14 protein-coding genes are annotated in these 14,586 nt (G+C 60.9%); 3 read left to right on the forward strand and 11 right to left on the reverse strand.

The features are described 5' to 3' along the window. Positions 1 to 47 precede the first annotated feature (47 nt). The gene (locus LOY31_RS27790) at positions 48 to 1,406 is read right to left on the reverse strand and encodes a glutamine synthetase family protein (protein WP_007953514.1); all 1,359 of its coding nucleotides are present in this window, start codon (positions 1,404 to 1,406) and stop codon (positions 48 to 50) included. A 93-nt stretch (positions 1,407 to 1,499) separates the two neighbouring features. Further along, a complete protein-coding gene (locus tag LOY31_RS27795; RefSeq protein WP_221534536.1) occupies positions 1,500 to 1,856 on the reverse strand; it encodes a gamma-glutamyl-gamma-aminobutyrate hydrolase family protein in 357 nt (118 codons plus the stop codon). 278 nt (positions 1,857 to 2,134) lie between these two features. Between LOY31_RS27795 and LOY31_RS27800 the strand changes: the two genes are divergently transcribed. Together LOY31_RS27800 and LOY31_RS27805 are read left to right on the forward strand one after the other, a co-directional pair. Next, entirely contained in the window at positions 2,135 to 3,511 is a 1,377-nt protein-coding gene (locus LOY31_RS27800; protein WP_007953516.1) for a glutamine synthetase family protein, read from the forward strand. Between the two features lie 232 nt (positions 3,512 to 3,743). Beyond that, positions 3,744 to 4,376: a TetR/AcrR family transcriptional regulator gene (locus LOY31_RS27805; protein WP_039765384.1), complete on the forward strand. Its 633-nt coding sequence runs from the start codon at positions 3,744 to 3,746 to the stop codon at positions 4,374 to 4,376. A gap of 160 nt (positions 4,377 to 4,536) precedes the next feature. On the opposite strand, the gene LOY31_RS27810 is transcribed toward LOY31_RS27805, so the two are convergent. From LOY31_RS27810 to LOY31_RS27845, 8 genes are all read right to left on the reverse strand, one after another. Beyond that, positions 4,537 to 4,752, reverse strand: a complete 216-nt coding sequence (locus LOY31_RS27810) for a molybdopterin-binding protein (RefSeq protein ID WP_007953520.1) — start codon at positions 4,750 to 4,752, stop codon at positions 4,537 to 4,539. Between the two features lie 27 nt (positions 4,753 to 4,779). Further along, entirely contained in the window at positions 4,780 to 5,586 is an 807-nt protein-coding gene (ssuB, locus tag LOY31_RS27815) for an aliphatic sulfonates ABC transporter ATP-binding protein (protein WP_221534534.1), read from the reverse strand. Next, complete coding sequence (gene ssuC, locus LOY31_RS27820) at positions 5,583 to 6,365, reverse strand: aliphatic sulfonate ABC transporter permease SsuC (protein WP_011336451.1); 783 nt, start codon at positions 6,363 to 6,365, stop codon at positions 5,583 to 5,585. The genes ssuB and ssuC overlap by 4 nt, the downstream gene beginning before the upstream one ends. Before the next feature lie 9 nt (positions 6,366 to 6,374). After that, the gene (gene ssuD, locus LOY31_RS27825; RefSeq protein ID WP_011336452.1) at positions 6,375 to 7,523 is read right to left on the reverse strand and encodes an FMNH2-dependent alkanesulfonate monooxygenase; all 1,149 of its coding nucleotides are present in this window, start codon (positions 7,521 to 7,523) and stop codon (positions 6,375 to 6,377) included. A 25-nt stretch (positions 7,524 to 7,548) separates the two neighbouring features. Further along, positions 7,549 to 8,529 (reverse strand): sulfonate ABC transporter substrate-binding protein, encoded by a 981-nt coding sequence (locus LOY31_RS27830; RefSeq protein ID WP_007953529.1) that lies wholly within the window; start codon positions 8,527 to 8,529, stop codon positions 7,549 to 7,551. A 90-nt stretch (positions 8,530 to 8,619) separates the two neighbouring features. Beyond that, positions 8,620 to 9,213, reverse strand: coding sequence for an NADPH-dependent FMN reductase (ssuE, locus tag LOY31_RS27835; RefSeq protein WP_011336454.1), 594 nt, complete (start codon positions 9,211 to 9,213; stop codon positions 8,620 to 8,622). 334 nt (positions 9,214 to 9,547) lie between these two features. Beyond that, entirely contained in the window at positions 9,548 to 10,186 is a 639-nt protein-coding gene (locus LOY31_RS27840; RefSeq protein ID WP_007951774.1) for a peroxiredoxin, read from the reverse strand. Between the two features lie 307 nt (positions 10,187 to 10,493). Beyond that, a complete protein-coding gene (locus LOY31_RS27845; RefSeq protein ID WP_221534532.1) occupies positions 10,494 to 11,837 on the reverse strand; it encodes an OprD family porin in 1,344 nt (447 codons plus the stop codon). 365 nt (positions 11,838 to 12,202) lie between these two features. Here LOY31_RS27845 and tauA point away from each other — a divergent pair, with 365 nt between their 5' ends. Then, a complete protein-coding gene (tauA, locus tag LOY31_RS27850) occupies positions 12,203 to 13,192 on the forward strand; it encodes a taurine ABC transporter substrate-binding protein (protein WP_085605994.1) in 990 nt (329 codons plus the stop codon). 82 nt (positions 13,193 to 13,274) lie between these two features. On the opposite strand, the gene argA is transcribed toward tauA, so the two are convergent. Further along, complete coding sequence (argA, locus tag LOY31_RS27855; RefSeq protein WP_007951778.1) at positions 13,275 to 14,573, reverse strand: amino-acid N-acetyltransferase; 1,299 nt, start codon at positions 14,571 to 14,573, stop codon at positions 13,275 to 13,277. Between the last annotated feature and the right edge of the window lie 13 nt (positions 14,574 to 14,586).

Here is a 14,586-nt window from a genome sequence, read left to right on the forward strand (position 1 = left end):
CCTTGTTATCGGTGAAGGCGCGGCGGCTGGCCACCGCGCCCGGCGTATCAGACGGCGAAGAGCAGGTACTCACGCTCCCAGGAACTGATCACGCGCTTGAAGTTTTCATGCTCGGCCCGCTTGACCGCGACGTAGCCGGTGATGAAGGTCTTGCCCAGGTACTTCTCGATGGTCGCGCTGTTTTCCATGCGTTCCAGGGCGTCTTCGATGGTCAGCGGCAGGCGCAGGTTGCGGCGCTCGTAACCACGGCCCACGACTGGCGCGCTCGGGTTGATGCCTTCGACCATGCCGATGTAGCCGCAGAGCAGGCTCGCGGCAATCGCCAGGTACGGGTTGGCGTCGGCGCCCGGCAGACGGTTTTCCACCCGACGGTTCTGCGGGCCGGCATCCGGGACGCGCAGGCCCACGGTGCGGTTTTCTTCGCCCCACTCCACGTTCACCGGTGCCGAGGTGTCCGGCAGGAAGCGGCGGAACGAGTTGACGTTCGGTGCGAACAGCGGCAGCAATTCCGGGATCAGTTTCTGCAGGCCACCGATGTGGTGCAGGAACAGTTGGCTCATGGTCCCGTCTTCATTCGAGAACACGTTCTTGCCGGTCTCGATGTCGATGATGCTCTGGTGCAAGTGCATCGCACTGCCCGGCTCACCGGTCATCGGCTTGGCCATGAAGGTCGCGGCCACGTTGTGCTTGAGGGCGGCCTCACGCATGGTGCGTTTGAACACCAGGATCTGGTCGGCCAGCGACAGGGCATCGCCGTGACGGAAGTTGATTTCCATCTGCGCCGTGCCGTCCTCGTGGATCAGCGTGTCGAGGTCCAGCTCCTGCAATTCGCACCAGTCGTAGACGTCTTCGAACAGCGGATCGAATTCGTTCGCCGCTTCGATGGAGAACGACTGACGACCGATCTCCGGACGCCCGGAACGGCCAACCGGCGGTTGCAGCGGATAGTCGGGGTCGTCGCTGCGCTTGGTCAGGTAGAACTCCATTTCCGGCGCCACGATCGGCTGCCAGCCCTTGTCGGCATAGAGTTTCAGGACTTTCTTGAGGACGTTGCGCGGCGACAGCTCGATCGGGTTGCCTTGCTTGTCGTAGGTGTCGTGGATCACCTGGGCGGTCGGCTCGATGGCCCAGGGCACCAGGTACACGGCGTTCTGGTCGGGACGGCAGATCATGTCGATGTCGGCCGGGTCGAGCAGCTCGTAATAGATGTCGTCTTCGACGTAGTCGCCGGTCACGGTCTGCAACAGAACGCTCTCTGGCAGGCGCATGCCTTTTTCGGCGATGAACTTGTTGGTCGGCGAGATCTTGCCCCGGGTGATGCCGGTCAAGTCGCCGATCATGCATTCGACTTCTGTGATCTTGTGGTCTTTCAACCAATCGGTGAGCTGGTCGAGGTTGTTACTCATAAATGCCTCTGGGCTGAGTCTCCTGACACATGTCAGGCAAGTTTGACGCACGGGGCGTCGCGTTAAAGGGCCTTGCTTGCGCGCAGTGCCGGCTTACGCCCGGCACCGCGCATAGACAATGAAGGAGGAGCTTACCTGCCCTTTACGCTGGCGTTGCATTTCCTGTGCACATCCCGGGCGTGCAGAATCACGGGCACGGCGACGGACGCGGTGCAGGCCGGGAGCAGGAAAGAGATCTATATTGAAAGGAGAACCGCTAAAGAGGATGCCCTCGCACACGTCCAGAATATCGGACGCTGCCGCTCGATCTGCCATGGGCAGGGAGATCGCTGGCACGTTGCAGGCCTTGCGGGCCGCGCTGCGGACGGACGTGTCGCCACTGATGTGATAAGCATGCAGACCGGACTGCAAAGAGCAGTCGGTGACGCCGATTAACGGCAGGCGAGACATGAAGCACCCCGGTATTATTGCTGTTATGGGTTTGATCCGAGCTTAGCCTTGTTCATTTTTTTACACAACACCCCCGTAAAAAATACAACACGGCCTGCTCAAGCCTGCGGGTGGGGCGTCCTTCACGGATAAAAAAATGCCCCAAAGTGCCCCATAAATGCCCTCGTGGCGCTTTTTCAGGGCAGAAAAGGCCTCGCTTGACTTCGGCAGGCCGTTCGGGTTGACTGAAACCAGAAAAGATCAATGATTGATATTTTTAACAACAAAGGTGTTGCATCATGTCGGTACCCCCGCGTGCCGTTCAGCTTAACGAAGCGAACGCGTTCCTTAAGGAACATCCTGAGGTTCTGTACGTTGACCTTCTGATTGCGGATATGAATGGTGTGGTGCGCGGCAAGCGCATCGAACGCACCAGCCTCCACAAGGTTTACGAGAAAGGCATCAACCTGCCGGCCTCTCTATTTGCTCTGGATATCAATGGTTCGACGGTGGAAAGCACCGGCCTGGGCCTGGACATCGGCGACGCCGACCGTATCTGCTATCCAATCCCCGATACCCTGTGCAACGAGCCATGGCAGAAGCGCCCGACCGCGCAACTGTTGATGACCATGCACGAACTCGAAGGTGACCCTTTCTTCGCCGACCCGCGCGAAGTGCTCCGTCAAGTTGTTGCAAAGTTTGACGAGCTCGGCCTGACCATCTGCGCAGCGTTCGAACTCGAGTTCTACCTGATCGACCAGGAAAACGTGAACGGCCGCCCTCAGCCGCCACGCTCGCCGATCTCCGGCAAACGCCCGCATTCGACCCAGGTTTACCTGATCGACGACCTCGACGAATACGTCGACTGCCTCCAGGACATTCTGGAAGGCGCCAAAGAGCAAGGCATCCCGGCCGACGCCATCGTCAAGGAAAGCGCCCCGGCGCAGTTCGAAGTGAACCTGCACCACGTCGCCGACCCGATCAAGGCGTGCGATTACGCGGTCCTGCTCAAGCGTCTGATCAAGAACATCGCCTACGACCATGAAATGGACACCACCTTCATGGCCAAGCCGTACCCTGGCCAGGCAGGCAACGGTCTGCACGTCCACATTTCGGTTCTCGACAAAGAAGGCAAAAACATTTTTGCCAGCGAGGATCCCGAGCAGAACGCCGCGCTGCGTCACGCGATCGGCGGTGTGCTCGAGACCCTGCCCGCGCAGATGGCTTTCCTCTGCCCGAACGTCAACTCCTACCGCCGTTTCGGCGCACAGTTCTACGTGCCGAACTCGCCGAGCTGGGGCCTGGACAACCGCACCGTGGCCCTGCGCGTACCGACCGGCTCCGCCGACGCGGTCCGTCTGGAACACCGCGTTGCCGGCGCCGACGCCAACCCGTACCTGCTGATGGCTTCGGTGCTGGCGGGCGTGCACCACGGTCTGGTCAACAAGATCGAACCGGGCGCTCCGGTCGAAGGCAACAGCTACGAGCAGAACGAGCAGAGCCTGCCGAACAACTTGCGCGATGCCCTGCGCGAGCTGGACGACAGCGAGGTGATGGCCAAGTACATCGATCCGAAATACATCGATATCTTCGTCGCCTGCAAAGAGAGCGAGCTGGAGGAGTTCGAACACTCCATCTCCGACCTCGAGTACAACTGGTACCTGCACACCGTTTAAGCGGATTGCAGCGCCAAAAAGAACGCCGTCGGCTATCGCAGCCAGCGGCGTTTTTTTTATGGCCGCCTGCGGCGGTTCGCGAGCAAGCCCGCTCCCACAGTGAATCTCCTGCGAACAGAAAATTTCATCTCACAGGAGATACCCCGTGGGAGGGGGCTTGCTCCCGAAAGCGGCCGACAAGACAACACAAGAGCCGGCTCGTACAATGCCCGCTGCCCCGCAGGAGACTTTCATGACGCGTCCCGCCCCCGTCCGCAAACCCCGTGCCCGCAGTCAGGCGCGGATCGATTCGATACTCGACGCCGCGCGCACGCTGCTGGCCGCCGAGGGCGTGGCGAGCCTGTCGATCTACAGCGTGGCCGAGCGCGCACAGATTCCGCCCTCTTCGGTCTACCACTTCTTCGCCAGCGTCCCGGCGCTGCTCGAAGCCCTGACGGCCGATGTACACGCGGCCTTCCGCGCCTGCCTGCAAGCGCCGATCGATCACGATGCCCTGCGCGACTGGCGCGACCTGTCGCGGCTGGTCGAAGAGCGCATGCTCGAGATCTACGGCGAGGATGCCGCCGCCCGCCAGCTCATTCTCGCGCAGCACGGCCTCACCGAAGTCACTCAGGCCGACCGTCAGCACGACCTCGAACTCGGCGACCTGATGCACAAGCTGTTCGACCATCATTTCGAACTGCCGCGACTGCCGGATGACGTCGACGTGTTCGCGCTGGCCATGGAACTGGGCGACCGCGTCTACGCCCGCTCGGTGCAACAGCACGGGCAGATCACCCCGCGCATGGCCGAGGAAGGCATGCGGGTGTTCGATGCCTATATCGGGCTGTATCTGCCGCCCTATTTGCCCAAGCGAATTCTCTAGCGATGATCGTTCCCACGCTCTGCGTGGGAATGCAGCCCGTGACGCTCCGCGTCACTGGACGCGGAGCGTCCCAAGAGGCATTCCCACGCGGAGCGTGGGAACGATCAACAAAAAACCCCGAAGGGCTCACACCCTTCGGGGTTGTTTTTGTCCCACGCCCTTACAACTTGGCGATGGACACCTCGGTGGATTTCACGAAGGCGATCACTTCGCTGCCGACCTCCAGTTCCAGCTCCTTGACCGAACGGGTGGTGATCACCGACGTGACGATGCCGGAAGCGGTCTGCACGTCGATTTCCGACAGCACGTCGCCGAGAACGATCTCCTTGATCGCGCCTTTGAACTGGTTGCGTACGTTGATGGCTTTGATAGTCATGGCATTGATTCCTGTCGTTTGCTTGAGTTATTGAGCCCAACGCAGTTGCGTAGGCAAGGGTGAAACGGGTTCCGGCGCCGGCGGTTCGCCGGGCAGGGACAACACACGGTTGAGCACTTCGGTTTCCAGCGCCGCCAGGCGATGGGAGCCGCGGACCCGAGGGCGCGGCAGCTCCACTTGCAGGTCGAGGCCGACTTCGCCGTCCTCGATCAGAATCACCCGGTCGGCAATCGCCACCGCTTCGCTGACGTCGTGGGTCACCAGCAACACGGTGAAACCATGCTGTTGCCAGAGACGTTCGATCAGTTGCTGCATCTCGATCCGGGTCAGCGCATCCAGCGCGCCCAGCGGCTCGTCGAGCAGCAACAGACGCGGTTGATGAATCAGCGCCCGGGCCAGCGCCACGCGCTGCTTCTGCCCACCGGACAACGCCGCCGGCCATTCATTGGCGCGATCGGCGAGGCCGACTGCATCCAGCGCCTGCAAGGCTTGTGGACGCCAGTTGCCTTTGAGGCCGAGCCCGACGTTGTCGATGATCTTTTTCCACGGCAGCAGCCGCGCTTCCTGGAACATCAACCGCGTGTCATCCCGCGCATCGCTGAGCGGTGCGGCCCCGGCGAGCAGATCGCCGCCGGTGGGTTGATCGAGGCCGGCGAGCAAGCGCAGCAACGTGCTTTTACCGCATCCGCTGCGCCCGACCACCGCGACGAATTGCCCCGCCGGAATGTGCAGATCGATGTCACGCAGTACCTGCCGCGAGCCGAAGGTCTTTTGCAGATTGCGCACCGCCAGCGGAATCCCGCGCAGCAGGCGTGGAGGTTGTTGAGCGGTCATGCCGCACCTCCTTTCGCCACTTGATACGCCGGATGCCAACGCAACCACACACGCTCAAGGCCACGGGCCGCGAGGTCGGCCAGCTTGCCGAGCACCGCGTACAGCAGAATCGCCAGCACCACCACGTCGGTCTGCAAGAACTCGCGGGCATTCATCGCCAGGTAACCGATGCCGGAGCTGGCAGAGATGGTTTCCGCCACGATCAGCGTCAGCCACATGAAGCCCAGGGCGAAGCGCACACCGACCAGAATCGAGGGCAGCGCGCCCGGCAGAATCACCTGCCAGAACAGGCTGAAACCGGACAGGCCATAACTGCGCGCCATCTCCACCAGCGCCGGGTCGACGTTGCGGATGCCGTGATAGGTGTTGAGGTAGATCGGGAACAAGGTGCCCAATGCCACCAGGAAAATCTTCGCCGACTCATCGATGCCGAACCACAGGATCACCAGCGGAATCAGCGCCAGGTGCGGCACGTTGCGGATCATCTGCACCGAGCTGTCGAGCAGGCGTTCACCCCACTTCGACAGGCCGGTGATGAAGCCCAGCACCAGACCGATGCTGCCACCGATGGTGAACCCCAGCGCGGCGCGCCAGCCGCTGATTGCCAGGTGCGTCCAGATTTCGCCGCTGCGCACCAGGCTGACGCCGGCTTCGATCACCGCCACCGGCGCCGGCAGAATCCGCGTCGACAGCCAACCCGCCGACACCGACAACTGCCACACCGCCAGCAACAACACCGGCAACGCCCAGGGCGCGAGGCTGTGGATAAATTTCTTCATGGCGGCGCCTCAGCTCTGGGACGCGGCTTTGGGAAGAATGTCGTTGGCCACCATCTCGCCGAACGGGCTGACGTAACCTGCGCTTTTCGGCAATTCCGGACGCTCGACGTCGAGGTGCGGGAACAGCAGCTCGGCCACCCGATACGACTCTTCGAGGTGTGGATAACCGGAGAAGATGAAGGTATCGATGCCCAGATCCGCGTATTCCTTCACGCGCGCCGCCACGGTCGGGCCGTCGCCAACCAGCGCGGTACCGGCACCGCCGCGCACCAGACCGACGCCGGCCCACAGGTTCGGGCTGACTTCGAGGTTGTCGCGGCTGCCACCGTGCAGCGCGGCCATGCGTTGCTGGCCCACCGAATCGAACCGCGCCAGCGATGCCTGGGCACGTTTGATGGTGTCGTCATCCAGATGAGAAATCAGGCGATCTGCCGCTTGCCAGGCTTCGGCGTTGGTTTCCCGCACGATCACATGCAGACGAATGCCGAAGCGCACGGTACGGCCGAGCTTGGCGGCCTTGGCGCGCACCTGTTCAATCTTCTCGGCAACAGCGGCGGGCGGCTCGCCCCAGGTCAGGACCATTTCCACTTGTTCGGCGGCCAGATCCTGCGCGGCTTCCGACGAGCCACCGAAATACAGCGGCGGACGCGGTTGCTGGATCGGCGGATAGAGCAATTTGGCGCCCTTCACGCTGATGTGCTCGCCGTCGTAATCCACGGTTTCGCCTTCCAGCACCCGACGCCAGATCCGGGTGAATTCCACCGAGGCCTGATAGCGCGCTTCGTGATCGAGGAACAGACCGTCGCCGGCCAACTCTTCAGGATCGCCACCGGTCACCAGGTTGAACAGCGCACGGCCACCGGACAGGCGATCCAGCGTTGCCGCCTGACGCGCCGCCACCGTCGGGGAAATGATCCCGGGGCGCAGGGCGACCAGAAACTTCAGACGCTGAGTCACCGGGATCAGCGAGGCCGCCACCAGCCACGAGTCCTCGCAGGAACGGCCGGTGGGAATCAGCACGCCGCCAAAACCCAGTCGATCCGCCGCTTGCGCGACCTGTTGCAGATAGCCGTGGTCGACGGCGCGGGCGCCTTCGGCGGTGCCAAGGTAATGGCCGTCGCCGTGGGTTGGCAGGAACCAGAAGATGTTGAGGCTCATGGAGTGGTCTCCTTGGGGATTCGATTTACTGGGCTTGGGTGACCGAGCTTTGGGCCACAGCGGCCGGTGGGGTCCAGATCACGTCCTTGATGCTCAACGGCTTGGGAATCAGCTTGAGCTGGTAGAAGGTGTCGGCGATTTTCTGTTGTGCGGCGACCACTTCCGGGGTCAGGAACAGCGCGCCGTAGCCCTGACGTTTCACCGAGGTCAGGGTGATGTCTGCCGGCAGGCCGAGCAGCGGCGACACTTGTTGGGTCACGTCTTCCGGGTTGGCCTTGGACCATTCGCCAACGGCGCGCACTTCTTCCACGAGGGTCTTGATCACCTCGGGATTTTTCTGTGCGTAGGGTTTGGTCGCCAGGTAGAACTGGTGGTTGTCGACGATGCCTTTGCCGTCACGCAGGGTGTGCGCTTGCAGTTGTTTCTCGGCGGCGGCCTGGTACGGATCCCAGATGACCCAGGCGTCGACGCTGCCACGTTCGAAAGCGGCACGGGCATCGGCCGGCGGCAGGAACACGGTTTGAATGTCGGTGTACTTGAGGCCGGCGTCTTCCAGCGCACGCACCAGCAGATAGTGGACGTTGGAGCCTTTGTTCAGGGCGACTTTCTTGCCCTTGAGATCCGCCACCGATTTGATCGGCGAATCTTTCGGCACCAGGATCGCTTCGCTGTTCGGCGCTGGTGGCTCGTAGGCCACGTAGAGCAGATCGGCACCGGCAGCCTGAGCGAAGACCGGCGGGGTTTCGCCGGTGACGCCGAAGTCGATCGAGCCGACGTTCAGGCCTTCCAGCAGTTGCGGGCCGCCGGGGAATTCAGTCCATTGCACGTCGACGCCTTGAGCAGCGAGACGCTTTTCCAGAGTGCCTTTGGCTTTGAGCAGCACCAGCGTGCCGTATTTCTGATAACCGATTCTTAGCGTCTCGGCCTGAGCTTGAGTGATGGCGCCGAAGGACACAGCCGCAGCAAACAGAGCGACCAGACCACGACGCAAAAATACAGTGCGCATAGCGCTCTCCTTTTTGCTGTTGGGTTTTGGCTGCACCTGCTTGGCCGTTGGCGGCGGAGTAAGGTGAGTACTTCAAATGCGGGTGAAGCTTCAAATGCTCCAGCGAGCACTCAACAAACGTTCGTTCAACAGCCCCGGCTCCAGCGGCTTGGGCCGGCGGGCCATGGCGCTGACAAACTGGTCCAGCGCTTCATGCAGCCGCTGCTCCAGGGCCGGCGCCAGCTGCGCCTGGGCACTGCCTTCGCCGTAGGCGATCTGGCTGTCCTCGGCAAAAATCCCTTGCAGCATTTCCTGGGCCTTCAACGCCGACAGCACAGGCTTGAGGGCGTAATCGACCACCAGCATGTGGGCGATGCTGCCGCCGGTAGCCATCGGCAGGACAATCTTGTGGTTCAGCGCACGCTCGGGCAGCAGATCCAGCACGGTCTTCAGGGCGCCGGAAAACGACGCCTTGTACACCGGCGTGGCGATCAGCAGGCCATCGGCGTTTTCAATCTGTTGCAGCAGGTCGAGCACCTTCGGGCTGTCGAAGCGGGCGTGGAGCAGGTCTTCGGCCGGGAAGTCCCGCACCTGATAACTCACCACTTCCACCCCTTGCTGCTGCAACCAGCGTTGCGAGCGCTCCAGCAACACCCCGGAGCGGGAACGTTGACTGGGACTGCCACCGAGTGAGACGACCAGCATTCAGACGATTCCTTGCGCGTTACAGGCGATTCGCGGGTTGCGATCTCGCTTCGATGTCAGTGACCTTACCAGCTGATTCATATATCCATAAATCATATTTATTCATTTGGTTATTCTTTATGGAGATATGCATTTCACTTTCTTGCGGCAAAAAAAACAGGCCGTGAAAACGGCCTGAAACCCTGCATCGTGGTTTTTGCTGATCGCCCCCAAGCACTGATGATCGTTCCCACGCTCTGCGTGGGAATGAATCCATGGACGCTCCGCGTCCACTGTGACGCAGAGCGTCACGGGCGGCATTCCCACGCAGAGCGTGGGAACGAGATATGCCAGATCACTTGTTGGGTTGTGGGGTGAGGCGCAGGTACGGTTTCACCGCGCGGTAGCCCTTCGGAAAGCGTTGCTTGATTTCGTCTTCGTCCTTGAGCGACGGCACGATCACCACCTCTTCACCGTCCTGCCAGTTGGCCGGGGTGGCCACCTTGTAGTTGTCGGTGAGCTGCAGCGAATCGATCACCCGCAGGATCTCGTGGAAGTTGCGCCCGGTGCTCGCCGGGTAGGTGATGGTCAGGCGGATCTTCTTGTTCGGATCGATCACGAACAGCGAACGCACGGTCAGGGTGTCGTTGGCGTTCGGGTGGATCAGATCGTACAGATCGGACACCTTGCGATCGGCATCGGCCAGGATCGGGAAGTTGACGATGGTGTTCTGGGTTTCGTTGATATCCTCGATCCACTTGTGGTGCGAGTCCACCGGGTCGACCGACAGTGCAATGGCTTTTACGCCACGTTGGGTGAACTCGTCCTTGAGCTTGGCAGTGAAGCCCAGCTCGGTGGTGCAGACCGGAGTGAAGTCCGCCGGGTGGGAAAACAGCACGCCCCAGCTATCGCCCAGCCATTCGTGGAAACGAATCTTGCCGGCGCTGGAATCCTGTTCGAAATCGGGGGCGATATCGCCAAGTCTGAGGCTCATGGTGCGGCTCCTGATGAGTTGTTGGAGACCTCAACTGTAGCTCGGGATTCGATCTTCTGAAAAAGAATAAATAACTAGATATTTATATCTTTATTGAATATTAAACATCTGTTCACTGGACGTCCCGCAGCATCGCGACGAACATCGCCCTCAAGGTTCGAGAAGGCCTTGAGTTGCTGTAAAGAGGGGAACATCGGGAAAGGCTTACGGGGGTGAGCCGGACCCGAAAACGCAAAAGCCCCGTCCGGCGCGATGCCGGACGGGGCTTTTTTACATCGGTTTTTTACATCAGTGCAGGAGCGCGCTATTACAGCAGCGGGATCGAGTAGCTGACGATCAGGCGGTTTTCGTCCTGCGAACGGGTGTTCGGCAGGTCGGTGCGCCATACAGCGTTTTTCCACATCAGGCCGACGTTCTTGAACGGACCTTCCGGTACGACGTAACCGATGGTGAAGTCGCGTTCCCACTCGGAACGGTTCGAAGCGCTTTCGCGACCGTTGGTGCCAACGGTGTCGATCGAATCGCCTTTCAGGTAAACCACACCGGCGGTCAGGCCAGGTACGCCGACTTTGGCGAAGTCATACGAGTAGCGAGCTTGCCAGGTTTTCTCGCCGGCACGGCCGAACTTCTGGATCTGCATGTCGGTGATGGTGTAGTTCGACGAACCGTCGCCCTGGTTCAGCCAAGGGAAGTCGGAGCTGCCGTTGGAAACCTGGTAACCGCCACCGAAGGTGTGACCTTCAACGGTGTACAGGAACAGGCCGCTGTACAGGTTGTTGTCGACTTCGCCACGACCGTTGCGCACGCCGGTGTAGTTACCGGTGCTGAAGTACGCAGGATCAGTGCCGTTCTTGCCGTCGTCGGAGCTGTTGAAGTAACGGAAGTCAGACTTCAATACGCCCGGGCCGATGGCCCAGTTGTGTACCAGACCCAGGAAGTGCTGCTTGTAGAAGTCTTCCAGGTTGCCGTAGTAGTACTGAGCAGTCAGGTCTTTGGTGATCTTGTAGTCACCACCGGCGTAGATGAACTTGTTGCTGTCACGGAAGCCAGTACCACGGGTGTTTGCACCGCTGATGGACAGGTTTTCGTTGTTGCTGGAGTTACGGCCTTTCACGGCTTCGATCTGACCACCGACCAGAGTCAGGTCCTTGATTTCGCCGGAAGTGATCTGGCCGCCCTGCCAGGTTTGTGGCAGCAGACGACCGTCGTTGGTCACGATGACCGGGTTCTTCGGCTGCAGGGTACCCAGCTTCAGTTCAGTCTGGGAGATCTTGGCTTTGGCAGTCAGACCCAGGCTGGAGAAGTTGTCTACGGCTTTACCGTTGGACTCGCTCGGGAACACAGTGCCGCCGTAAGCGGTGCCGCTGTTGCCGTTGGTGCCGCCGCCCGAATCCAGACGCACGCCCAGCAGGCCGATGGCGTCGATACCGAAGCCTACGGTGCCTTGGGTGTAGCCGGAGATGAAACGCAGATCGAAGCCTTGGCCCCACTCTTCGTTCTTGTTTGGGCCAGTGCCATCGCGGTTGTCAGTGTTGATGTAGAAGTTACGCAGCCCCAAGGTGGCCTTGCTGTCTTCGATGAAACCGGCGGCGCCTGCCTGCTGCGCCAAAACCCCTACGGCCACGGCCAGGGCCAAGGTGGACTTGTTCATGTTTCGCTCCTCTCGTTTCTAATTCTTGTGTTCCTGGTCCGGGGTCTGATGCCCCTGGATCCTAAGATGCGCGATTAGCGCCAGACCGTGACTGACAAGTCAATCGTAACCTTGTGTGTCTACGACCAAGGTCTAATCGCAGTTATTTGGTCCCTGCAGGGTAAAGACTTCCTGATAAACCCAAAAAGAATTTATTCATTCTTTTTCATACCATTAAGCTATATGGCCCTGTAATGGCCATCTGCACCGGGATACAGCGTATCGGCGACTAAGCTCATTACTAAATGGTATTTGTTAGCCTTTTTTTAGATCGATTAGCTTTGACGCAACCCCGATTCGTCAATCCCTATCAAAAAGGCGACGCCATGATGGCCAAACGCGCACTATCTAGTCAATTTGTTACAGTTTGTGTGTCGGCGCTGATTTCTTTTTCAGCCCATGCAGCCAACCTCACCGTGGGCTACCAGACCGGTATCGACCCGAGCAAAGTCCCCCAGGCCGACGGCATCTACGAGAAGACCATCGGCGAGAAGATCGACTGGCGCCGGTTCAACAGTGGCCCGGAAGTTGTGACAGCCATTGCCTCCGGCGATGTGCAGATCGGCAACCTCGGCTCCAGCCCGCTGGCGGCCGCCGCCTCGCGCAATCTGCCGATCGTTGCCTTCATCGTCTCGGCGCAGATCAATGCCGCCGAAGCCTTGGTGGTGCGTAACGGCAGCGGTATCAACAAGCCCGAAGACCTGATCGGCAAGACCATCGCCACCCCGTTCGTTTCCACCTCCCACTACAGCCTGCTCGGTGCGCTCAAGCACTGGGGCCTGGACACCTCGAAAGTCAAAGTGGTGAACCTGCAACCCGCAGAAATCGCGGCCGCCTGGAAACGTGGCGACATCGACGGCGCTTTTGTCTGGTCGCCGGCGCTGGGTGAAATCCGCAAGACCGGCAAGACCCTGACCGATGCCGCGCAGGTTGGCCAGTGGGGCGCGCCGACCTTCGAAGTCTGGGTCGCACGCAAGGACTTTGCCGAGAAGCATCCTGAAGTCGTGGCCAAATTCGCCAAGGTGACTCTGGACTCGTTCGCTGATTACGCCGCCCATAAAGACAGCTGGACGGCCGACTCGGTGCCTGTACAGAAAATCGCCAAACTGACCGGTGCCAATGCTGCCGACGTTCCGGAATTGCTTGCCGGTTCGGCCTTCCCGGACGCCAAGGCGCAACAAACCACGGCGCTGCTGGACGGCGGCACGGCGAAGGCGATTGGTGAGACGGCGAAATTCTTGAAGGAACAGGGCAAGGTCGAAAGCGTTTTGCCTGACTACTCGCCTTATGTCAGTGCGAAGTTTGTAACCGAATAAACGCTATCGCGAGCAAGCTCGCTCCCACACAGGCTCAGTGAACCTTTGGGGGAGCGAGCCTGCTCGCGATGAGGGCGTTACATCACAGAGACTTTTCGAAGATCTTCGAATTGCGCTGATAGTTATAGAGAGAAGCCCGCGCCGCCGGCAGGCGCTCGACGCTGCTCGGCTCGAAACCGCGCTCACGGAACCAGTGGGCGGTACGGGTGGTAAGGACGAACAGGGTCTTCAGGCCCTGCGCCCGGGCACGGGTCTCGATGCGCTCGAGCAATTCGTCGCCGCGACCGCCATGGCGATACTCGGGGTTCACCGCCAGGCACGCCAGCTCGCCGGCATCCGAATCGGCAATCTGATACAGCGCCGCACAGGCGATGATCATCCCTTCACGCTCGACCACGCTGAACTGCTCGATTTCACGTTCCAGCACTTCGCGGGAACGGCGCACCAGAATCCCCTGCTCTTCCAGCGGGCTGATCAGGTCCAGCAAGCCACCGACGTCTTCAATCGCCGCCTCGCGCACCAGTTCGAATTGCTCTTGGGCCACCAGCGTACCGCCACCGTCACGGGTGAACAGTTCGGTCAGCAGCGCGCCGTCCTCGGCATAACTGACGATGTGGCTGCGCGCCACGCCGCCACGGCAGGCTTCGGCGGCGGCATCCAGCAGTTCCGCCTGATAATTGCTGCCCAGACGCTGCAAATGCGCCGGCACCTGTTGCGGGCGCAGCTCGCGCACCAGTTTGCCGTTTTCGTCGATCAGACCGAGGTCGGCACCGAACAGCAGCAGCTTGTCTGCGCCCAGATCGATGGCGGCGCGGGTGGCGACGTCTTCGCAGGCCAGGTTGAAGATCTCACCGGTCGGCGAATAACCCAGCGGCGACAGCAGCACGATGGAGCGCTCGTCGAGCAGGCGGTTGATGCCTTTGCGGTCGACCCGGCGCACTTCGCCGGTGTGGTGGTAGTCGACGCCTTCCAGCACGCCGATCGGCCGCGCCGTCACAAGGTTGCCGCTGGCCACCCGCAGACGCGAGCCCTGCATCGGCGAGGAGGCCATGTCCATCGACAGCCGCGCTTCGATAGCGATGCGCAGTTGGCCGACCGCGTCGATCACGCACTCCAGCGTCGCGGCATCGGTGATGCGCATTCCGTGGTGGTAATGCGGAGTCAGGCCGCGGGCGGCGAGGCGGGTTTCGATCTGCGGACGGGAACCATGAACCAGTACCAGCCGCACGCCGAGGCTGTGCAGCAGCACGATGTCATGGACGATGTTGCCGAAATTCGGATGCTCCACGCCGTCGCCCGGAAGCATGACGACGAAGGTGCAATCGCGGTGAGCATTGATATAGGGAGACGCGTGGCGAAGCCAATTGACGTATTCGGGCATGAACCTGGGCCTG

Origin of the sequence: Pseudomonas sp. B21-021, assembly GCF_024749205.1 — a bacterium.
Classification (GTDB): domain Bacteria; phylum Pseudomonadota; class Gammaproteobacteria; order Pseudomonadales; family Pseudomonadaceae; genus Aquipseudomonas; species Aquipseudomonas paraglycinae.